Origin of the sequence: Hyalangium gracile, from assembly GCF_020103725.1 — a bacterium.
In the GTDB taxonomy this organism is placed as follows: Bacteria; Myxococcota; Myxococcia; order Myxococcales; family Myxococcaceae; genus Hyalangium; species Hyalangium gracile.
Window position 1 is genome coordinate 389862 of sequence record NZ_JAHXBG010000005.1, and the last position, 20683, is coordinate 410544.

General features: G+C 69.6%; 14 protein-coding genes. 4 read left to right on the forward strand and 10 right to left on the reverse strand.

Features of this window, described 5'->3' with window-relative positions; genetic code table 11:
* The first annotated feature begins 2 nt into the window (after positions 1-2).
* Positions 3-3521 carry a hypothetical protein gene (locus tag KY572_RS12370; protein WP_224242779.1) on the forward strand — a complete coding sequence of 1173 codons (3519 nt, stop codon included), beginning with the start codon at positions 3-5 and terminating at the stop codon, positions 3519-3521.
* A gap of 14 nt (positions 3522-3535) precedes the next feature.
* Entirely contained in the window at positions 3536-5053 is a 1518-nt protein-coding gene (locus KY572_RS12375) for a class I SAM-dependent methyltransferase (protein WP_224242780.1), read from the forward strand.
* Positions 5054-5056: 3 nt separating this feature from the next.
* On the opposite strand, the gene KY572_RS12380 is transcribed toward KY572_RS12375, so the two are convergent.
* The gene (locus KY572_RS12380) at positions 5057-5695 is read right to left on the reverse strand and encodes a Vgb family protein (RefSeq protein ID WP_224242781.1); all 639 of its coding nucleotides are present in this window, start codon (positions 5693-5695) and stop codon (positions 5057-5059) included.
* 209 nt (positions 5696-5904) lie between these two features.
* Here KY572_RS12380 and KY572_RS12385 point away from each other — a divergent pair, with 209 nt between their 5' ends.
* The gene (locus tag KY572_RS12385; protein WP_224242782.1) at positions 5905-7212 is read left to right on the forward strand and encodes a tetratricopeptide repeat protein; all 1308 of its coding nucleotides are present in this window, start codon (positions 5905-5907) and stop codon (positions 7210-7212) included.
* Positions 7213-7260: 48 nt separating this feature from the next.
* On the forward strand, positions 7261-8007 hold the full coding sequence (locus tag KY572_RS12390) for a DUF899 domain-containing protein (RefSeq protein ID WP_224242783.1): 747 nt from the start codon (positions 7261-7263) through the stop codon (positions 8005-8007).
* 18 nt (positions 8008-8025) lie between these two features.
* On the opposite strand, the gene KY572_RS12395 is transcribed toward KY572_RS12390, so the two are convergent.
* From KY572_RS12395 to ccoN, 9 genes are all read right to left on the reverse strand, one after another.
* The gene (locus KY572_RS12395) at positions 8026-12492 is read right to left on the reverse strand and encodes a protein kinase domain-containing protein (RefSeq protein WP_224242784.1); all 4467 of its coding nucleotides are present in this window, start codon (positions 12490-12492) and stop codon (positions 8026-8028) included.
* 147 nt (positions 12493-12639) lie between these two features.
* Entirely contained in the window at positions 12640-13461 is an 822-nt protein-coding gene (locus tag KY572_RS12400) for an ion transporter (protein ID WP_224242785.1), read from the reverse strand.
* A gap of 6 nt (positions 13462-13467) precedes the next feature.
* A complete protein-coding gene (locus KY572_RS12405) occupies positions 13468-14259 on the reverse strand; it encodes a class I SAM-dependent methyltransferase (protein ID WP_224242786.1) in 792 nt (263 codons plus the stop codon).
* 70 nt (positions 14260-14329) lie between these two features.
* Positions 14330-15094, reverse strand: a complete 765-nt coding sequence (locus tag KY572_RS12410) for a ribonuclease H1 domain-containing protein (protein ID WP_224242787.1) — start codon at positions 15092-15094, stop codon at positions 14330-14332.
* Between the two features lie 109 nt (positions 15095-15203).
* Positions 15204-15974, reverse strand: coding sequence for an AAC(3) family N-acetyltransferase (locus KY572_RS12415; protein WP_224242788.1), 771 nt, complete (start codon positions 15972-15974; stop codon positions 15204-15206).
* Between the two features lie 212 nt (positions 15975-16186).
* Positions 16187-17587, reverse strand: a complete 1401-nt coding sequence (gene ccoG, locus KY572_RS12420; protein ID WP_224242789.1) for a cytochrome c oxidase accessory protein CcoG — start codon at positions 17585-17587, stop codon at positions 16187-16189.
* Positions 17588-17599: 12 nt separating this feature from the next.
* On the reverse strand, positions 17600-18142 hold the full coding sequence (locus KY572_RS12425) for a cbb3-type cytochrome c oxidase N-terminal domain-containing protein (protein ID WP_224242790.1): 543 nt from the start codon (positions 18140-18142) through the stop codon (positions 17600-17602).
* Positions 18135-18335, reverse strand: a complete 201-nt coding sequence (locus KY572_RS12430; protein WP_224242791.1) for a CcoQ/FixQ family Cbb3-type cytochrome c oxidase assembly chaperone — start codon at positions 18333-18335, stop codon at positions 18135-18137. The genes KY572_RS12425 and KY572_RS12430 overlap by 8 nt, the downstream gene beginning before the upstream one ends.
* Positions 18335-20683: a cytochrome-c oxidase, cbb3-type subunit I gene (gene ccoN, locus KY572_RS12435; RefSeq protein WP_224242792.1), complete on the reverse strand. Its 2349-nt coding sequence runs from the start codon at positions 20681-20683 to the stop codon at positions 18335-18337. Before ccoN ends, KY572_RS12430 begins: the two co-directional genes overlap by 1 nt.

The following is a 20683-nucleotide window of genomic DNA, read 5'->3' on the forward strand; positions in this document are numbered from 1 at the left end:
TCATGCCGCAGCAGAGCAACGGAAACGGAGGCACGCTTGTGCTCGTGGGGGCCCAGAACGGCATCACGCTCGTTCCGGCGCAGACCCCACTCACGCGCCTCAACTACTTCGACGGCAAGTTCCTGCGCGCCGCGGACCTCGAGGCCGAGCAGCGCTACCTGCGTCAGCTCGTGGCCATGTCCAACCAGGGCGGAGGCCCGGGCGTCGTCCACGGCCTGAGCACCACGCTGGCGGCGAATGGCGCGCTGAAGCTGTCGGCCGGCCTCGCCATCGATCCCATGGGCCGGGTGCTCCTGCTCCCGCAGGAGGCCTCGCTGGACATCCAGGCGCTCATCGAGGCCACCGCCGCCAGCACCGCGGTGCAGGGGCAGACCACGGGCGGCTCCGGAGCATTCCAGCTCTGCGAGGCGCCCCAGACGACGCCCTCGGGCGGCACCACCCAGGCGGCACCGGCCACGGCGCTCTACCTGATCACCATCTGCCACGCGGAGGCGCTCTGCGGCGAGGAGGACGTCTACGGCAAGCTCTGCGAGGACTCCTGCGTCACCACCACGAGCCGCCCCTATCGGCTGGAGGGGCTCGTGGTGCGCGCCCTGCCGCTCTCGCTCGTCACCCCGTACCCGACGTCGTCGAGGCTCTCGCTGTCGCAGCTCCACCTGCGCTCGCGCGTGGCCTCCGCGTACTACTCGGACGAGCGCAGCGCCCACCCGAACCAGCTCTCGTACAGCGGGCTCACCGGCGGCGCGTGGTGCCTCGGCGCTGGCTATGAGGCCGGTGCGTGCGACGTGCCGCTCGCGGTGGTCGCCCGGGAAGGCAACACCACCGTGTTCCTGGACGCGTGGACCGCGCGCCGCGAGCGCATCGAGCCCCCCGCGAAGCGGCACTGGGCCTGGAAGATGCGGATGCGGCCCTGGGACGTCTTCCTCGCCCAGATCCTCCAATTCCAGTGCCAGCTCGCGCACCTCCTCACCGAGCTGCCAGCGGACGGCGCGGACCCGTGCCAGCCATCCAAGGACATGCTGGGAGAGACGTCCCAGACGCTGGCCCGGCTCCAGGAGCAGCTCTCGAAGCTGGATGTGACGGGCCTGGGCCCGGCGCTCTCGGAGATCAGCGACCTGAAGTCGAAGATCCAGTTCCTGCTGGGCACCCAGACCACCAACACTCCCTCCACCATGCAGGGGGGCCTGCTCACCCAGAACGGCATCGTCGAGCTGCCGTCCGCCGGCTACCTGCCCGTGGCGAACCAGACGACGGCGAGCGTCAACGCCCAGGTCCGGGCGCTGCTGGGCGAGGGGGTCGACCTGCGCTTCTGCGTCGTCCGCCCGGACTACGTGGCCCACGCGCTCGAGGCCGCGCAGCACATGGAGCGCATCTCCCTGCTCGAGGGCCTGGAGACCCAGGGCAAGAAGCCGCAGGTGGATGTGCTCGTCCCGGACGGCAACATCATCCAGGGCTCCGTCCAGTCCGGGAGCACGCTCTATGAGACGTCGCTGCTCGCGCAGGACTCCCCGGAGGCGCGCGGCGTGACACGGACGGAGCAGCTCTCGACCGGAGGCATGGCGTTCTACTCGGCGGACACATGGTCCACCGGAGCGACACAGCTGCCGAGCTCGGTCGGCAAGCTCATCGTCACGCAGGGCGGGCAGCAGACGTTGCAGCAGCGAGAGGCAGCGACCGTCTCGACCCAGTCCCGTTCGGCCCCGCTCCAGCTCGCGGCGGCCGTGCGGAAGCTGAACTCCATGAGCCGGAAGGTGGGCAAGCCGGTGGCCAAGGCGACGACCGCCCCGGCCGCCACCGCCGCCCCGGCCCCCGCTCCCGGAACGAGCAAGAAGGCCGCGCGGGCGGCCCAGGCCGAGACCCTGGCCCTGGCGACCAACTACCCCGCCCCGCCGTACTACTCGGATGGTGACGATCACCCGGATGCCTTGTGGATCGCGGCGCGGTGGGATCGCCGCTTCCGCACCCTGAAGGCCCAGCAGGGCACGCCGGTCAGCCTGCGCCTGATGACCGCGAGGCTCGCCCACGATGGGCTGCGCGGCGAGGAGACCCAGATCTCCGGCACGTTCACGGCGACCCAGGTCCAGGCCGGCTCGACGATTGTCGGCACGCTCGACCTGTTCTTCTCGACCCTCACGACCCGCCCCACCGAGCCGACCGAGACGGGCGAGACGTACAAGATGACCCTCAACGTGACCCTGACGTTCCAGGGTGACGACGCGAACGGCTCGATGAAGGCGGTGCTCACCGTCGGCGGAAGAGGAGGCGCGCTGGAGGCGATGGTGACGCGCAGCTCGTCACCGCCCCGCATCACCTTCACCGTGAAGGGCGAGCTGAGCGACGACGAGCCGAGCTCGACCGAGGAGCTCATCAAGGCGACGCTCGACGCGAGCACGGCGGTGCTCACCGACACCGACCCCTACCACCAGAAGGCGGTGTCGGCGCTGGAGCTCATCCAGTCCGTTCCCTCCACCGAGGCGACGTTCCGGCAGGTGGCGCAGGCCCTGCTCTTCCCCGAGCCCGAGGCCGACCCCTCCGGACTGACCGTCCAGGCCGTCCACGACTGGGTCCTCTTCCACCGTCGCCGCACCAAGCAGTGCGCGGTGGTGGAAGAGACACCCCAGGCGCTCCCGCCCCTCCGGTATCGCGTCTACAGCATCCACGCGAGCACCGAGGCGCAGGCCAACGGCTACACGGAGGATCTCAAGAGCGGCGTGTACTCGAACATCCAGCGGGCCCTGACGTCCGCGGGCAGCATGTTCGTGGAGTTCGAGGGAGGCACCGCCAAGCCCCGCTTCGACGCCACGACCACCGCCGAGAGCTGGAAGCTCCTGTCCCCGGGCAGTCTGATCCATCTGGCCGCCGCGGGCTCCAAGAGCGATGACTCCCAGGCGATCCAGGTCTCTCGGATCAAGAAGGTGGAGGAGGCCATCCAGCCGCACTCGAAGGTGGACTCCAGCTCGCAGCTGCTCTCGCTCGTCCCCCTGCCGGAGGTGCTGAAGCCCACCAACGCCGACGGGCTGATGATCATCATCACCCGGACGGCGCTCACCTACCTGGAGGTCTACGCCTACGACAGCGTCCCGACCGGCACCCACATGCCCTATGAGCAGCTGATGCAGGCGCTGACCACGGGCTCGACGGCGGCGGCCAACTCCATCCTCATGAGCGCGAACTACCCCTACAACCCGGTGGGCCGGGTGAACTTCGCCCAGGGCACGACGACGATCCCGGACGGCACGGGGACGCAGATGGTGCAGAACTTCACCACGGCCTTCGCCAACCACATGTACAAGTACGTGACGAAGATCGAGGTCTGGGTCCGCAACGATGAGGCGAACGTGGCGATGCGGAAGAGCCAGGGCGAGGCGCTGAAGACCGTGCTCGGCTCCAACTTCCAGGGCTTCGAGGTGGTGACGACGCGGACGAGCAGCGTGCCCTTCCCCACCAGCGCTCCGGCCATCGCCTTCCTGAGGGTCAGCGCCGCCAACCCCGTGTCGGCCCGGGCGACCCGGGGGCGCTAGCACGAGTCGTCTGAATGAGCGGCAGGCACGTCAACGTCCACGCATGCCTGGTGCACGAGAGCCGGGAGTCCGTCATCGATCTGGTGCGCAACCTGCACCACCTCGATCCGGCCTCGGTCCTGCTGCTCTACAACGGCGGCACGGATCCGAGCCTGCTGAGCGACTTCCCCTTCGAGCGCTACAACGCCGTCGTCCATCCCTCACCGCAGCCGATGCGGTGGGGGTGGCTGCATGACTTCGCGCTCGACTGCTTCCGCTTCGCGCTCCAGAGCTTCCCGTTCGACACGATGACCATCGTGGACTCGGACCAGCTCGGGATGCGTCCGGGCTACTCCGAGTACCTGGGCCGCTTCCTCGCCCAGCGCTCCCGGGTGGGGCTGCTGGGGCTGGTCCACGGCCCGGACGCGGAGCGACCGTGGCCCGCGCCCGCGGACCAGGCGTGGAAGGAGTTCCACCAGTGGCGCCCCTTCCTGCGGCGGTTCCCGGACGGCGAGTCGAAGTTCGTGCACAGGACCTTCTGGCCCTCCACCATCTTCACCGCGGACGCCGCGAGGGACCTCCTGCACCTCTGGGAGCATGACCGACAGCTCCAGGAGTTGCTGGATCGGACCCACATCTGGGCCTCCGAGGAGATCCTCTTGCCGACGCTGCTGGCCCTGCTCGGCTACGAGGTGGCGCAGAGCCCGTGCCGCTATGACGTGGTGCAGTTCCGGAAGCGCTACTCCACCGAGGAGCTCGACGCCGCCTTCGAGGAGCCGGACCTCTTCTGGATCCATCCAGTCCCTCGCAGCCATGGCGATCCGCTGCGCGCGCACATCCGCGCTCGCTTCGGGGGCTACGAGGGCACCGCTTCCGCGCCTCGCGCCTCCACCCGCGCCAGGCCCCGGCCCTCCGCCGATGAGCGTGCGGCGCCAGCGGAGGCACGGCCCCATGGCCTCCTGCTGACGTGGCCGATCCTCAACGAGGTGCGGCGAATCGAGGGCTGGCTCGCGGACGAGGAGGCGGACCTGCTCATCGCGGCGGCCTCGCGCGCACTCACGCACCTGCCCGCGCCGCACGCGCTGGTGGAGGTGGGGAGCTTCTGTGGCAAGGCCACGGTCCTGCTGGGCCGGGTGGCGCAGGCGCTGGGCTCCACGGCCCGGGTCCACGCCATCGATCCGCTCGACGGAGTCGTCGGCGCGCACGATCGAGGGCTCCAGCACCTGGGCCCGACCCGGGACAGGCTGGAGCGCAACCTCCAGCTGGCGGGACTGATGGACCGTGTGAAGATCCACCCGAGCACCGCGCCAGAAGTCACCTGGCAGGGCCCCATCAGCCTTCTGCTCATCGACGGCCTGCACGACTACGCCAGCGTCTCGAGCGACTTCCACCACCTCGAGCGATGGGTGGTGGACGGTGGGTACGTCGCGTTTCACGACTACACGGACTACTTCCCGGGCGTGAAGCGGCTCGTCGACGAGGTGTTGGCCCACGGGCGCTACCAGGAGGTCCACCGCGCCGGGAGCCTGATGGTGCTGCGGAAGGTCCCGTGAGCTTCAGCTCCCGCGCTTGCGACGCACCAGGCGCAGGTGGCCCTGCTCTCCGGCGCACCAGAAGCCGCCGTCGCCCGTCCCTTCGACGCCCGCGATGAACTTCACGGGAACGCTCAAGGTCTCCTCCACCGTTCCATCGGACGCGAGGCGCCGGAGCTCGCTCGGCTTGCCTTCCTCGCTCACGCCGTGCCACAGCGCGCCATCGACGCACGACACGCCCGTGACGAAGCGATCCGACGTGAGCGTCTTCACGACCTCACCCGTCCTGGCGTCGACCTTGTGAATCTTCGAGTCGTAGTACTGGCCGACCCAGAGGTAGCCGTCCGCCCAGGCCATCCCGCTGTCCTGCCCCTTGCCCGGCGAGGGCAGCCTCCGGACGATGCGGCCGTCGGACGGCTGGATGACGAGGATCTCCCCACTGGCGAGCTGGTAGATGTGCTCGCCGTCGAATGCCGTCCCGGCGTTGGCGGCCGGAACCGGATGGCGGTGAACGACCTTCTCGGTCTCCGGATCGAATGCGACGAGCTCGTTGTCGCGCGCGAACCACACCAGCTTCCCGTCGTAGGTGACGCCGTGAATCCGTCCCTCATCGAGGGGCCGGTACTCGCGAACGATCTCCGCTGCGTGCTTCGACGTGCTCATGGGGTTGCTCTGGGGGCTGGGGCTCGGGCGGCGGGGTTTTCGTCAGCGATCGCTTCACTCGTACCACGAGCGCCGTCACGGCGGCGCCGGCTCCCGTGGTCGTGGCGACGGTGATCGCGAGGGACGTCAGACAAGCTGGGCACACGGTCTCTCCTGGCTGGACACGAGGGAAACCTAGGCGTGCGCCGTGATCCCCGGGAGTAACATTCGTGACGCGAGGCGCCGCGGCGGGACACGAGAGCAGCACGACTCCCGCATCGCCTGATGACAAGTCCGCCGCTCCGGGCGATCTTCGAAGCGTGCTGCCCACCCCTACAGCCCTCCTGGATGCCGGGCGAGCGCTGGCGAGCGGCGAGCCGCTGAGGGCGCTCGGACTCGTCGGGCGCGTCGAGAGCGCGCTCGGGCTCACGCTCCGGGGCATCGCCTACGCGCAGCTCGGCGATCTCGAGCTGGCGAAGCAGTCTCTCGAGCGGGCCCTCTCGCTCGAGGACGATCCGCTGAGGCGAGCACGCGCACGCGCGGCGCTGGTCGAGCTCGCCCTGAGCCTGGGAGATCCCGCGCCCGCGGCGCGAGCAGCCAGGGAGTCCGCCGACGAGCTCGCCCGCCTGGGTGATGCCCGCAATGCGGCCATGCAGCGCCTGGTCCTCGCGCGCGCCGAGGTCCTGCTCGGTCGCCTCGGCGAGGCACGCCGCGTCGTCGAGGAGGTCACGGCCATGGAGCTCGCGCCCGATCTGCGCGCGGTCGCCCTGCTCGCCCAGGCGGAGATCGGCATCCGCGCCATCGCGACGACCGCCGCGCGCGACGCGCTCACCCGGGCACGCCGTGCGCTCGAAGAGGCGCCCCATCATCTGCTCGCCCGGGCCCTGCTTGCCCTCGAGCAGGAGCTCTCGCGTCCCATCGCCCGGGTGCTGCGCGGGGGTGAGCTCCGCGATGCCGATCTCTTCACGATCGAGGACGTCTCTCGCGGCGAGGTGCTCCTCGTCGATGCCTGCCGGCGCCTGGCCATCGGAGGTCGCGTCACGATCCCGCTCGCGCGCAGGCCCGTCCTGTTCGCGCTGCTCCTCGTCCTCGCCCGCGCCTGGCCGGCCTCCGTGCCACGAGACGAGCTCGCGGCGCGCGCCTTCGACGTGCGTCGGGTCAACGCTTCGCATCGCTCGAGGCTGCGCGTCGAGATCGGCCGGCTGCGCAAGGTGATGGACGGGCTCGCCGCGGAGCCGGTCGCCACGACGGATGGCTATGCGCTCGAGTCGAAGCGCGAGGTGGTCGTGCTCCTGCCCCCTTCGGATGACGAGGTCGCCCGCATCGCGCTGCTGCTCGGCGATGGCGCGGCATGGTCGGCCCAGGGGCTGGCGGAGCACGCCGGCATCTCGAAGCGCACCGCTCAGCGAGCGCTCGCGGCGCTGGTGGCGAGCGGCGGCGCGATCCGGACGGGCAAGGGCAAGGACCTGCGCTACACCCGGCCCGGGACGCCCATCGCGTCACGGATGTTACTCCTCGGTCTCGTCCCCAGGACGTAGATCCTTCTCAGGCGGCAAGAGCGCCGCCCGAGAACGGGGAGTCACATCATGAGCCTGGCCAGCACGCCAACGATCGAGCCGCGGCAGCAGACACGCAGGAGCGAAGCCACACGAGAGGAGTGGCTCGAGGCCCGCAGGGCCCTGCTCGCGAGGGAGAAAGCCTTCACCCGCGACCGGGATGCCCTGAGCGCCGCGCGCCGCGCGCTTCCGATGGTGAAGGTCGAGAAGAACTACGTCTTCGAGGAGCCGTCCGGCAAGCGCACGCTCGCGGAGCTCTTCGAGGGCCGGCGCCAGCTCCTCGTCTACCACTTCATGTTCGATCCGAGCTGGAGCGAGGGGTGCAAGAGCTGCTCCCTGGTCGCGGACAGCTTCGAGGCCAGCATCATCCACCTCAAGGCACGCGATACATCGTTCGCGGTGGTCTCGCGCGCGCCGCTCACGAAGATCGAACCGTTCAAGGGACGCATGGGCTGGAAGTTCCGGTGGCTCTCCTCGGCGGGCACGGACTTCAACTACGACTACCACGTGTCGTTTCCCCCCGAGGACATGGCGGCGAACAGCGTGGAGTACAACTACGCGAAGAGGCCCTTCCCGGCGCCGGAGGGTCCGGGGCTCAGCGTGTTCCTCCGCGAGGGCAACGACATCTTCCACACCTACTCGACGTACGAGCGTGGCCTCGATCTGCTGATCACCACGTACAACTACCTCGATCTCACACCGCTCGGCCGGCAGGAGGAGGGCCTGCCGCCCGGGATGCCGTGGCTGCGCCACCACGACAGGTACGACACGACCTGAGGGGAGCCCTCTCTCCGCTCAGTGCAGCAAGGCCGCGCCGCGGGAGTCCTCTGGAGCCTCACCCTCCAGGCGCTGAACGCGGCGCAGCTCCGCCCTGGCGCCGATCTCGGTGAAGACCTCCCGGGCGCGGGCCAGCCACCGGGCGCGCTGGTGCGGCAGGGCGACGGCCGCGTCGAAGCACGCCACGCCCAGCTCCCAGCGGTGCGGGCCCTGCTCCAGGAGGGAGATGGCCTCCAGGAAGACGGGCTCGGCGGCGGCGCTGCCCTTGCGCAGCTTCAGCGCCCGGGCCCTCACCCGCAGCACCGGGCCCTTCAAGTACGTGTAGATGCGCGACAGGATCCGCGCCTTCCAGATTCCCAGGTGGACGATGCGCATCAGCTTCGAGCGCGGCACGGAGGTAGCGCCCTCCTCCAGCGCGAAGAGGGCCGCCTCCGCCGCATCCACCAGGCCGACCTGCAGGAAGGGCACCAGCACCTGGTACTTCCACACGATGTCGAAGGCGCGCACGGCCACCCGCGCCGCCTCCTCCACCCGGTGCTCGCGCACGTAGACGTTGGCCAGGTGGTTGAGCGCGGCGCACTGGTTGGCGAGGTCTCCCACGTGAACGGAGATCTCGAGCCCCTCCTCCATCTCCTCGCAGAGCCGCGCCACGTCGCCCTCTCCCTGGAGGTAGCGGCACATGGGCACCCACGAGTGGGCCCACCCCTGATGCATCATCGCATTGAGCGCCAGCCCCCGCTCGCCCATCTCCCGGAAGAGCTGCTCGGCCCTCTCGAAGCGCGCGGCCAGGAAGTGGCTGGTGGCCAGGATCATCGTGGCGATCTGCACCTCCCACGGCTCGCCCACCTGCCGGAACCTGCCAATGGCTTCCTCCTCCAGCTTCGCGGCTCGCTCCAGATCATCGGCGAACAGGGCGTGGATGCCCAGGCGATTGAGGGCAATGCCCTCGACCATCGGATCCTTCGAGCGCCGACCGAGCTCCAGCGCCTGGGAGAGGTAGCGCCGCGAGCGCCGGAGCAGCCCGGCGCCGAACAGCACGGTGCCGTAGTACCCGTTGGCCAGGCTCAGGCCGTACTCCGTGTGCACGCGCTCCGCCATGTTGAGCGCCACCAGCGTGGCCCAGGTGAGCTTGGACAGATCCACGAAGTAGTAGATCCGGATCAGCGCCATGAGCGTGTCGAGCTGCTTGATGAAGAGCGCCCGCTCGGGAGCCGGCACGGGCCGCAGGAGCCAGGGGAAGACCCGGCTCAGCAGGTGGAGGCCGAAGTGGGCCGCGGTGCGCGCCACCAGCGAGATCCGGGTGCGCGGCGCGGCGTGTCCCATGACCTTGAGCGCGCGCTCCAGCTCCTGGATGGCCCGGTCCGACTCGCCCTTCTCCTGGAAGGCGCGGCCCAGCCCCACGTGGATCTCCGCGCGCACGTCGTCCGCGTGCTCGCCCTGGAGTCGCTGCTCGAACATCTGGATGGCCGCCGTGTAGTGGCCGGACTGCAGGAGCGTGTGCGCCAGCTCCAGCATCACCTGGCGCGTGTCGTCCAGGACCACGTCGCCCGGCGAGCGCTCCAGGTGGGAGAGCACCTCCAAGGCGCGGTGGTAGTGGTGGATGGCCTCGTCGTTGGCGTACTGGCGCCGGGCGGTGCGCGCGGCGATCAGCGTGTACTCCAGCCCCTTGGCCTCGTCGTCCGCTCCCAGGTAGTGGTAGGCGAGGAGGCCCGTCGGCTTCACGGGGCGCTCCTCCAGCGCCTGGGCGATGCGCAGGTGGTGCTGCCGCCGCACGCTGCGAGGCAGGGACTGCAAGGCCGCCTCCTGGATGAGGGCATGGCGGAACTGGTAGCCGGGCTTGGCCTCCTCGTCCCAGGGCTGGAGCAGGCCCGCGGCCACCAGCCCCACCAGATCCCTGCGCAGCGCGGTGTCGGCCAGGCCCGTGAGGGTGACGAGCAGTGAATGAGAGAAGCTGCGCCCCACCACCGCGCACAGCTGCGCGAGCTGCTTCTGCCGGGGTGGCAGCGCATCCAGCCGGGCCAGCAGCACCTCCTGCAGGGACAGGGGAATGGCCGCCGCCGGCTCGCCCTGCAGGATCACCCGCGTCATCTCCTCCACGAAGAGGGGGATGCCGTCCGTGCGGGCCACCAGCTGCGTCACCACCTTGGCCGGCAGTTGCTGCCCGCGCGCGACCTCCTGCACCAGCCGCTCGGTGTCGTCCGCCGACAGCCGCTCCAGGGGGATGACCTCGGAGTGAGGGTGCTGCCCCCAGGGCGGGCGGAAGTCGGGCCGGGCGCTGAGGACCACGAGCAGGCGCATCCTCTCCACCAGCTCGGACATGAAGCTCAGCACCTGAAGCGTGGAGGGGTCGGCCCAGTGGAGATCCTCCACCATGATCAGCAGTGGGCGCTCCCACTCCTGGTGGACGATCAGGGCGGCCAGCGCCGCCATCGTCTCCTCCTTCTGGCGCTGTGGCGTGAGGCGCAGGTGCGGAGCGTCCTCGGCCACCGGCAGTGAGACCAGCGAGGCCATCAGCCCCACCTGCACCGGCGTGAGGCCCCGCCCATCGAGCCGCTGCTCCAGCGCGCGGAGGTTCTCCTGGGGCGAGAGCTCCGGGCGCCCCCACAGCCGCTGCAGCGTCTCGATGACGGGGTGCAGGGCGCTGGTGCTGAACTGGCTCCAGCACTGGAGCCGCAGCAGCAGCGGCTTCTCCGACAGCACCCGGTCGCGCAGCTCCCGCAGGAGGCGGGACTTGCCGATGCCGGCCTCTCCGCTGACGAGCACATAGCTCCCGTGTCCATCGCGAGCCCGCTTCCAGGCATCGAGCAGCAGCCCCAGCTCGCGCTCACGGCCCACCAGGGGATTCAGCTTCCCGTCCGCCGCGAGCGTGCGCTCGAAGCGGATGACCGCCACGCGCGCGCGGAGCACGCGATGGACCTCCAGGGTGCGCCGCCCATCGAACGAGCGGGCCCCGAGCGGCACCGTGTCGAACGCGCGCTTCACCAGGGTGTAGGCGCTGGGGCCGAGCACCACCTGGTCCGGCCCGGCCTGCCGGGCCAGCCACGCGGCGATGCGCGGGGCCTGTCCCTGGATGGTGGGGGTGCGCCCCCGCAGCTCCGGGAGGATGTCGTCCAGCACCACCAGATCGGTGTCGATGCCCACCTGCACCGCCAGGTGATGGGGCGGGCCTGGGGGACGCTTCGCCCGGAGCGACTCGAGCACGGCATGGGGTAGCTCCAGGCCCGCGCGCACCGCGCACTCCGAGTCGCCCTCCTTGATCACCGGATAGCCGAAGCAGGCCAGCACCTCGTCGCCGATGCACAGGATGATGAAGCCGCCATGCTTCTGGAGGACCTCGGAGGCCACGCGGTGGAAGGTGGCCTCCAGCTCGCCGAAGTCCTCGGGATCCAGCTGCTCGGCCAGCGCGGTGAGCCCCGCCACCCGACAGGACACCAGCGTCACCTGTCGACGCTGGGGAGCCACCGAGCGCCGCCCCCCTCGCCCGGCCTCCAGGTGCTCCTCCAGCTCTCGCAGTTCCTCGCGCAGCTCCTGGGCGGACAGCAGGCGCCTGGCTGGCTCCTTGGCCAGGGCCACGGAGAGCAGCGACTCCAGCTCCCAGGGCAGCTCCGGGTTCCGCTCGCGCAGCGAGGGGACGGGCACGGGGGAGAGCACCTTCTCGCGCAGCTCATCCACCCGCAGGTACGGGTAGGGCAGCTCTCCGGTCAGCAGCTCATAGAGGATGACGCCTGCGGCCCAGATGTCGGTGCGCTCGTCCACCTGCTCGCCCCGCCACTGCTCTGGCGCCATGTGAGAGGGCGTGCCGGCGCTGGGCAGTTCCTGTAGCGCGGACGTCTTGCCCGCGGGGGCCAGCCAGGCCAGCCCGAAGTCGAGCAGCTTCACCGGGCCCTGGCGGGTGATGAACACGTTGCTGGGCTTGAGGTCGCGGTGGACGATGTGGTGCTCGTGCGCGTGCGCGAGGCCCGCCGCCACCCCGCGCATGATGCTCAGCGTCCGCCGCAGCTCCAGCTTGCGCTCGCGCAGCAGCAGCTCCGAGAGCGACTCGCCCTGCAGACACTCCATCACGAGGAAGGGAACGGGAGGCGAGTTCGGCCCGTCCTTCCACTCAGCCACGTCGAAGATGCGGATGATGTTCTCGTGATCCAGCCGCGCGATGGCCCGGGCCTCGCGCAGGCCCATGCCCGCCAGCTCCTCCCGGGGGAAGAGGAACTTGAGGGCCACCACCCGCTGCAGCTCCGCATCGTGGGCACGGAACACCTGGCCCATGGCGCCCTCGCCCAGCCGCTGGATGATCTCGAAGCGGCGGCCATCCGAGCCGCCCAGTCGCTCGCCGGGAAACAGCCGGCGCAGCCTCGGCCTCGGGCCGGCCTTCGCCACCTCCCTGAGGAACGAATCATTCAGATCGGAGCCGTCATCGAGCTCCCAATCCGCTTCTTCCGGAAGGGAATCCCAGGAGCCCTGGCTGTCATGCTCGCCCGTCCTTCCCATGGCGCTGCCCCCCAGCCATTTCACACTCAAGGTAGGGGCACCCGAGGAGGCAGGCAATGACACCTCCTGCCCCCCTGCCCTGGGATCGGCAGTCGCTCACCCTGTCGTCGGGTGCAGGCAGCGAGGCAAGCCGTGAGCCTGCCTGCCTCACTCGAGCAGGCGGCGCTTGGCGGCCTGGAACTCCTCCTCGGAGAGGTGGCCTCGCTCCCTGAGGGCAGCCAGCCGCTCCAGGGCATCGACGAGCCCCGCTCCTGGCGACGCGGGCCTGGCGTCTCCACTCCCCTCCTGCTCGGCCCCGCCAATGGCGATGATGGCGGCGCTGAGGGTGGAGGCGACGACGCCGATGAGCCCGATGCCCATGAGCATCAGCACCGTGGCGACGAGGCGCGCCAGCCCGGTCTGGGGCGTGATGTCGCCGTAGCCTACGGTGGTCGCGGTCACGATGGCCCACCAGAGCGCATCGCTGAAGGCGGCCAGGTGCGGGTTGCTGTCCCGCTCGAGCATCCACACCACCGTGGCCATGGCCAGCACCACTCCCGCGGCCACCAGGAGCACGTGCCCGAGCTTGCTGCGGTTGAAGAGCACGTCCAGGAAGGTCAGGGTCTTCAGCCGCCGGTAGGCCATCACGGCGCGCAGCAGTCTCAGCACCCGGGTGAACCTGAGCACCTGGGCGATGCGCAGGAAGCTGAACGTCTCCGCGTAGAGGGGCACGAGCCCCAGCAGCTCGTACCAGTGGGACCGCCAGAAGGCCTTGCGATCCAGCGCGCGGGCGAGCCGGAGCAGGAAGTCCGCCAGGAAGATGAACACGAACACCAGGTCGATGGCGGCGACCCACTGGAAGCGGGGGTCCGGCCAGCGGATGCCCTCCAGCTCCACCCAGAGGATCGGGCCCAGGCTCAGTACGGCCAGGACCGTCATCGCGAGATCCAGGAACACCTGGCGCCTCGAAACGGTGTCTGTCCTCTCCATGGGCGCCTACCGTATTCGAGCCTCCGGCGGTGGAGAACCGGCAAATCCCGGCAGCCTCGCCCACAGCACGGTGGCGTTGGGCCGGGCGGGCTCGGGCTGGAGGCCCAGCTTCTTGAAGTCGCTGGAGTAGCGCGAGCCCTTGATGACCACCGCCCTGCGGGCCACGCGCTGGGCCTCGGCGACCGTCTCGCGAGTCAGCGGCGCGTAGTCCGCGTAGCGCCGCAGCGTCTGGAAGGCCACGGATGACTTGCGCTGGCGCTCGAACATCGGATCGAAGAGCACCACGTCGAAGGCCCCGTCGGGAAGCGTGCGCAGGTACTCGCTGGCGTCGGCGTACACCGCCTGGATGGGGCACGCGAGGGGGTGTCGGGGCAGGGTCTCCAGCCCGTACCGGACGAGCAGGTAGAGAGCGGAGCTCTTCTCCAGGGCCGTGACAGCTCCCGAGGGGCCCACGAGGCGCGCCGCCACCTGCGCGTCGGCGGCCAGGCCCAGCGTGCAGTCCAGGACGCGCTCTCCCTCGCGGAGCCCGCTGACACGCAGGAGCATGTCCTCGTGCACTCCGGCATCCAGCTGCTTCACCCGCAGGTGCGCCAGCCCAGGAGAGAACCGCAGCGAGCCCTCCGCATCCACCAGGGAGACCGCTTCGGCCTCCATGACGATGAGCGCATCGGCCGTGTCCGCCAGCATGGACGCAAGCGGCCGTTTGTGGGTGCGCTCCACATAGGGCGCCCCCACCTCGGAAGCAGCCTGCTGGGCGCGCAGCACGAGCTCCGGCGCATGACGGTCGGAGGTTGTCACGGCCAGGGGCCATCGGAGGCCGGGGGGCTGCCCCGCTGGGGGAAGTGGCTGCGCCATCGCGGGGCGGACCTCAGTCTTCCGACTGGACGTCCTGAGCGGTGACACCCCAGTCCTGCAGCACCTGGGCCTCGTCCTGCTCGCTCCGCGTCTTCTTGAACCGGGCTCCTGGCACGCCCTTCACCCTGCGCTCGCACGCGGCCCAGGTGGCGTGGCGCTTCACGGAACGCCCTACCTGGCTCAGGTAGGAATAGGCCTTGCTCGAGCCCTCGCGCTGCCTTGGCTTCTCCTCGGGGAGGGACATGTCCTCGGGCACCTCGAGCACGTTGACGCCGTACCCCTGCAAGGGCCCCACGTAGAGCTGCACGTGCCGGCCCTTGGAGAAGCCGACGGCGATGACGTCCACCCGCTCATTGCCCGGAACGCCCGCATGCCCGCGGACGTAGCGCCACTCCACGGTGGAGGACTCGGCCGGGAACGCCTGCTTGCGCTGGGCCAGGAGCGCCATCAGCCGCTTCCAGTACGCGGCGTTGGCTACCTCCCCACCCTCGGCGGTCTTCCAGCCGCGTCGGCTCCATCCGAAGGCCCAGCGGGTGATGCCCTGGATGACGTAGGTGGAGTCCGTGTGGATGTGCACAGGCCCGGGGGTCTGCTCCAGATGGCGCAGCGCCTTGCCCACGGCGGTCATCTCCATCCGGTTGTTGGTGGTCTCCGACTCGTGGCCCCCCAGCTCCGTCACCTGACCGTCGGGTGTGACGATGATGACGCCCCAGCCTCCCGGACCGGGATTGCCGGAGCATGCACCGTCAGTGAAGACCAGGATGGGGGGGTTCTCCATGGCCCCACGCTATGCGGCCACGGCCTCTCTCGCCATGGGGACGGGAGGGCCTACCTCCCGTGCACCGCGAGCTGAGCTCCATCCTTCTCGCCGCGCTGGCGGCGGAGCCCTACCGGACGCTCGCGCGCGCCAGGTCGCACTCCTCGCAGCCCCTGGACGGAGGGCAGAGGAAGATGAGCGGGTCCGCCGCCAGCTGCTCCACCGCGACGGTGACGACGTCACGCGCGTTGAACAGCCGCGCGTCGGCGTTTCCCACCTTCCCCATCCGCTGAAGGCCACGCGCGCCGAGCCACTCGTCCGCGATGCGGAAGCCAGTGCAGCAATGGTCCGTCTCCGCGATCAGCTCGGTACGAACGATCCCGTCGATCTCGACCACTGTCGGGTGTGAGACCGAGTACGGCACCCCCGCGATCGCCTCCGCCAGGTGCAGCGTCGTATCCTCGCTGTGGGTCACGCCCAGCAGCAGCACCTGACCATTGAGCTCATGCACCCGGCCCACCGGGCTATCGGGCCCGTGCGGAGGAGACAGCGGCTGAGGACGGCAGATCTCCTCGGCGAGTGGGCCTTCGGCGGCGAACGAGCCTCCTGGATGGCTACTCCTCACGACGCCCGGCTGTCGCCAGAAGAGCTCGGCTGTGATCCCCATGCCTTCGGTCGGTGTGGACCTGGGATCGAACACGCTCTCGCCATCGGTCATCGTGGGCATCACCAGCGTGCCCTGGGGGCCGATCGCCTTCCGCAGCGCGTCAATCAGCCCCAGGGGACCTCCAGCGACGGGGCGCACGGCCTTGAACGAGGTGTGGACGAGGAGGACTCCCCCCTGACGCACACCGAGCTCGTGCAACTGCTCCACCAACTGCGCCGTCGTCTTCTCAGCCATGGCCCGCTCCGTTGAGGGCGGTCAGGCTAAGTCATTCCGCAGAGGTTCTTGAAACCTTGGGGAGGCAGCCCCCCTGTGCTCGAACCGGCTGCCAACTGGTATGACAAGCAGACCAGTACGGAAAGACCGCGCCCGCCCCCCTCATCCCCTTTCAAGCGGCGCAGCATTTTACGAAAACCGTGAAACGGCTTCTTCGGACCGACCTGGTCGATCTACCTGCCCTGGGGGCCCAGGAACCGTCCCTCCAGCCGCTTCACCTCTCCGGAGGCCGGATCGCCAACCTCCACGGTGAACTCGAACGGAAGCACCAGGGCCCCCTGCTCCACCGTCATGAAGAGGGGAACCCGGAAGCTCTCCAGCGAACCGAGCCGCACCTCCCGCTGGGGCAGCACCACGCGCACCGCCTCGGGAGCCTTCACCTCGAGGCGGAAGGTGGCCTCGCCCGGGTTCTTGTTCACCAGGTGCAGCTCGAACTGATTGCGGACGCTGCCCTCCTCCAGGAGATACGGCGCGCCCTGCATCCGCAGCAGGTTCGCCTCGAAGGGCGTGCGCCGAGCCAGGCTCACCCCGAGCGCCGTCACGGAGGCCAGCAGCAGGACGCCGTACGCCACCAGCCGAGGCCGGAGGACGCGCCGCGCCTTGCCCGCGAAGCCATTGAGCGAGTCGTACCGGATGAGGCCCCGTGGCCGATCGATCTTCTCCATCACCTCGTCGCACGCGTCCACGCACTGCGCGCAGGCGAGACACTCCATCTGGAGCCCGTTGCGGATGTCGATGCCCGTGGGGCACACGGCGATGCACCGGCGGCAGTCCACGCAGTCCCCACGCGGAGCCGGCGCGGCCGCCTTGCCCTTCAGGAGCGGCCCCCGAGGCTCACCCCGGCCCATGTCATAGCCGATGATGAGCGAGTCCCGATCGTGCATCGCGGACTGGAGCCGCCCGTAGGGGCAGAGCACGATGCAGAGCTGCTCGCGGAACCACGCGTAGTTGAAGTACAGCGCCCCGGTCACCACCATGGACCACGAGAAGGCGGTGCCGTGGCCCACGGGTCCCTCGCGCACCATGGCGGCCAGCTCGCGCGCGGAGACGAAGAGGCTGAGCGCCACGTGCGACAGCGCCAGCGACACGGCCAGGTACGCGCCATGCTTCGCCACCGCGCGAGCCACCCTCGCCGCCGTCCACGGCTCCGAGGCCACCCTCAAGCGCCGCTCGCGCGGGCCATCGATCCAGCGCTCGATGGGCCGGTACACGCCCTCGAGGAACACCGTCTGCGGACAGGCCCACCCGCACCACGCCCGCCCGAGCGCCGCCGTGGCGAACAGCAGCGAGAACCCCATCGTGGTGAGCACGAAGAGGACGAGCCAGAAGTCCTGCGCGTTGAAGGTGTTGCCGAACAGGTAGAAGCGGCGCGCCGCCACATCCAGGTGGACCGCCGGGTGTCCCCCCACCTGCACGAGCGGCAACGCCACATAGATGGCGATCAGCACCGCGAAGACGATCCGCCGCCGCGTGATGAAGCGTCCCCTCACGTCCGCCGGGTGGATGGCCAGCCGTGAGCCATCCGCCTTCATGGACGAGAGCTGATCGACCCGAGGTCCCTCGGTGCGCGCCATGGCCATCTTCTCCTACTGCTCGGGCTCGCCCTGCGGCGGCTTGCCGGGCACGTTCCGGCCCTTGATTGTCAGCACGTACGCGGTGACGGCGCGCACGCGCTCCGCGCCCAGGGTCCGCTCCCAGGCGGGCATTCCCTTGGCGACCGAGCCCTGGGAGATCGTCTTGTGGATGTCCACGGGCTTGCCGCCACGGAGCCAGGCGTTGTCCGTCAGGTTGGGGCCGATGAGCCCCTGGCCCTCGGCGCCGTGACAGGCCGCGCAGTTCTGCAGGTACAGCTGCTTGCCGCTGCCTGTCGCCTGCCCGTCCTTCGTCAGCGCCAGCAGCGTCTCGTCCGAGAGCGGCCCATTGGCCGCGGCCCGCCGGGCGAGCTCGGCCGCCTCCTGCTGATACTCGCCAATCAGCCCCGGCTCGATCTCCGCCACGTGGTAGTAGAACCAGTAGCCGAAGCCGAAGACGATGGTCGCCCAGAGGATGCCCAGCCACCAGTTGGGCAGCCGGTTGTCGTGCTCCTCGATGCCGTCATACACGTGATGGACGGCTGACTTGTCACTCATGATTGGTGCCTCCGGTGGCCTGCCGCGACTCGCCCTGCTCGGCCAGCGGGAGCAGCGCGAGCGTCTCGAAGTCCTGGCTCCGCCGCGCGATGAAGAGGTGCGCGACGACCCCCAGGAACACGCCCAGGAAGAGCAGGAGCGAGAAGAGCGGCAGGTGGGTGAGATTCATCCCCGAGTAGAATTGCTGGTACATCAGCGCGCTCCTTCCGTGATGGCGGCGGTCTTCGGCTCACCGGGAATGGCCGCGGGCAGATCCTGGGGCCCTCGTCCCAGCCGCTGCAGGTAGGAGATGAGGGCCACCAGCTCCGAGTCCCACGCCACCTGCACCCCCTGAGAGGCCAGATCCGCGGTGATGCCCTCGGCCTGCGCCTTCTGCCGCGCCAGGGCCCCCTCCACGTCCGCGTTGGTGTAGGGCACGCCCAGCTTCTGCATCAGCGCCAGCTTCTTCGGCGCCGCCTTGACGTCGATGCGGCCCTCGGCCAGCCACGCGTAGGACGGCATGTTGGAGCCTGGGCTGGTGGCCCGAGGATCCAGCATGTGCGTGTAGTGCCAGAGGTTCGGGTACTTGCCGCCCAGGCGGTGCAGGTCCGGCCCGGTGCGCTTGCTGCCCCACTGGAACGGGTGGTCGTAGATGAACTCCTCGGCGCGGGAGAGCTCGCCGTAGCGCTGCGTCTCCGACACCAGGGAGCGGATCATCTGCGAGTGGCACGTGTAGCAGCCCTCGCGCACGTAGAGATCCCTCCCCTGGAGCTCCAGCGGCGAATACGGGAGCTGGGCCTCGCCGTGCGCGGGCACGGCCTGCTTGATCATGATCGTCGGCAGCAGCTCCGCCACCCCGCCGATGAGGATGGCCATCAGCGTGAGGACGGTGAAGGCCAGCGGGCGGCCCTCGATGAGGGCGAACCACGAGGGCTTGCCCGCCTCGCGATCCCTCCGGGTGACGATCCAGGCGAACTCGCCCAGCGTCACGATGGCGCCGATGAGCACCAGCGCGCGCACCGGCTTCGCCCAGCCCAGGAAGAGGGAGACTCCGAGGATGGCCACCGCGAACACCAGCGGCCGGCCGGTGACGACCTGCACCCAGCTGGGCGCCGGAACACCCACGGGAGCGGGCTTCGGCTCCTCCACCACCACCAGCGCCTCGCCATCCACCGCCTTGCCGGCGCGAGCCGTCTTCCACAGGTTCCACGCCATGACGATGAAGCCAGCCAGGTAGAGCGAGCCGCCCAGGAAGCGGACGATGTACATGGGCCGGATGGCGATCAGCGTCTCCACGAAGCTCGGGTAGAGCAGCGTCCCGTCCGGCTGGGTGGCGCGCCACATGAGGCCCTGGCCAATGCCGGAGATCCACATGGAGACGACGTAGAGGAGGATGCCCACCGTGCCGACCCAGAAGTGCAGATCCGCCGCCTTGGTGGAGTGCAGCTTCGTGCCGAACAGCCTGGGCACCAGCCAGTAGAACATGCCGGCGGCCATGAAGCCGTTCCAGCCCAGGGCGCCGCTGTGCACGTGGCCGACGATCCAGTCGGTGTAGTGCCCCAGGGCGCTCACGGACTTGATGGAGAGCAGCGGCCCCTCGAAGGTGGCCATGCCGTAGAAGGTGACGCCGGCGATGAGGAACTTGAGGACGGGATCCTCGCGCAGCTTGTGCCAGGCGCCCTTGAGCGTGAGCAGGCCGTTGAGCATGCCGCCCCAGGAGGGCGCCCACAGCATGACGCTGAACACCATGCCGAGCGACTGCGCCCAGTCCGGCAGCGCCGTGTAGAGCAGGTGGTGCGGGCCGGCCCAGATGTAGATGAAGACCAGCGCCCAGAAGTGCACGATGGACAGCCGGTACGAGTACACCGGCCGCTCCGCCGCCTTGGGCAGGAAGTAGTACATGATGCCCAGGATGGGCGTGGTGAGGAAGAAGGCGACGGCGTTGTGGCCGTACCACCACTGCACCAGCGCGTCCTGCACGCCCGCGAAGACGGAGTAGCTCTTCAGCGGGGTGAGCGGCAGCGCCAGGCTGTTGACGATGTGGAGCACCGCCACCGTGACGATGGTGGCGATGTAGAACCACAGCGCCACGTAGAGGTTCTTCTCGTTGCGCCGGGCCAGCGTCCAGAAGAAGTTGATCGCGAAGGCCACCCACACCACGGCGATGGCCACGTCGATGGGCCACTCCAGCTCCGCGTACTCCTTGGAGGTGGTGTACCCCAGCGGCAGGCTGACGGCGGCCGCGACGATGATGGCCTGCCAGCCCCAGAAGTGGAACTTCGACAGGAAGTCGGACGCCATGCGCGCCTTCACCAGGCGCTGGGTGGAGTAGTAGATGCCCGCGAACATCATGTTGCCCACGAAGGCGAAGATGACCGCGTTCGTGTGCAGCGGGCGCAGGCGCGAGAACGTGGTGTAGGGCAGCCCCAGGTTCGCCTGCCACCACGCGAGCTGGGCGGCGACGAGCGCCCCCACCCCCATGCCGACGATCCCGAAGAGCACCGCGGCGAAGATGAAGCGCCTTACCGTGGTGTCGTCATAGATGATTCGCTGCTGTTGCAC

Excerpts from the sequence above, each read along its gene's own strand:
- KY572_RS12370 (WP_224242779.1), top strand. The coding sequence starts at position 3 with ATGCCGCAGCAGAGCAACGGAAACGGAGGCACGCTTGTGCTCGTGGGG.
- KY572_RS12375 (WP_224242780.1), top strand. The coding sequence starts at position 3,536 with ATGAGCGGCAGGCACGTCAACGTCCACGCATGCCTGGTGCACGAGAGC.
- KY572_RS12380 (WP_224242781.1), bottom strand. The coding sequence starts at position 5,695 with ATGAGCACGTCGAAGCACGCAGCGGAGATCGTTCGCGAGTACCGGCCC.
- KY572_RS12390 (WP_224242783.1), top strand. The coding sequence starts at position 7,261 with ATGAGCCTGGCCAGCACGCCAACGATCGAGCCGCGGCAGCAGACACGC.
- KY572_RS12395 (WP_224242784.1), bottom strand. The coding sequence starts at position 12,492 with ATGGGAAGGACGGGCGAGCATGACAGCCAGGGCTCCTGGGATTCCCTT.
- KY572_RS12400 (WP_224242785.1), bottom strand. The coding sequence starts at position 13,461 with ATGGAGAGGACAGACACCGTTTCGAGGCGCCAGGTGTTCCTGGATCTC.
- KY572_RS12410 (WP_224242787.1), bottom strand. The coding sequence starts at position 15,094 with ATGGAGAACCCCCCCATCCTGGTCTTCACTGACGGTGCATGCTCCGGC.
- KY572_RS12415 (WP_224242788.1), bottom strand. The coding sequence starts at position 15,974 with ATGGCTGAGAAGACGACGGCGCAGTTGGTGGAGCAGTTGCACGAGCTC.
- ccoG (WP_224242789.1), bottom strand. The coding sequence starts at position 17,587 with ATGGCGCGCACCGAGGGACCTCGGGTCGATCAGCTCTCGTCCATGAAG.
- KY572_RS12425 (WP_224242790.1), bottom strand. The coding sequence starts at position 18,142 with ATGAGTGACAAGTCAGCCGTCCATCACGTGTATGACGGCATCGAGGAG.
- KY572_RS12430 (WP_224242791.1), bottom strand. The coding sequence starts at position 18,335 with ATGTACCAGCAATTCTACTCGGGGATGAATCTCACCCACCTGCCGCTC.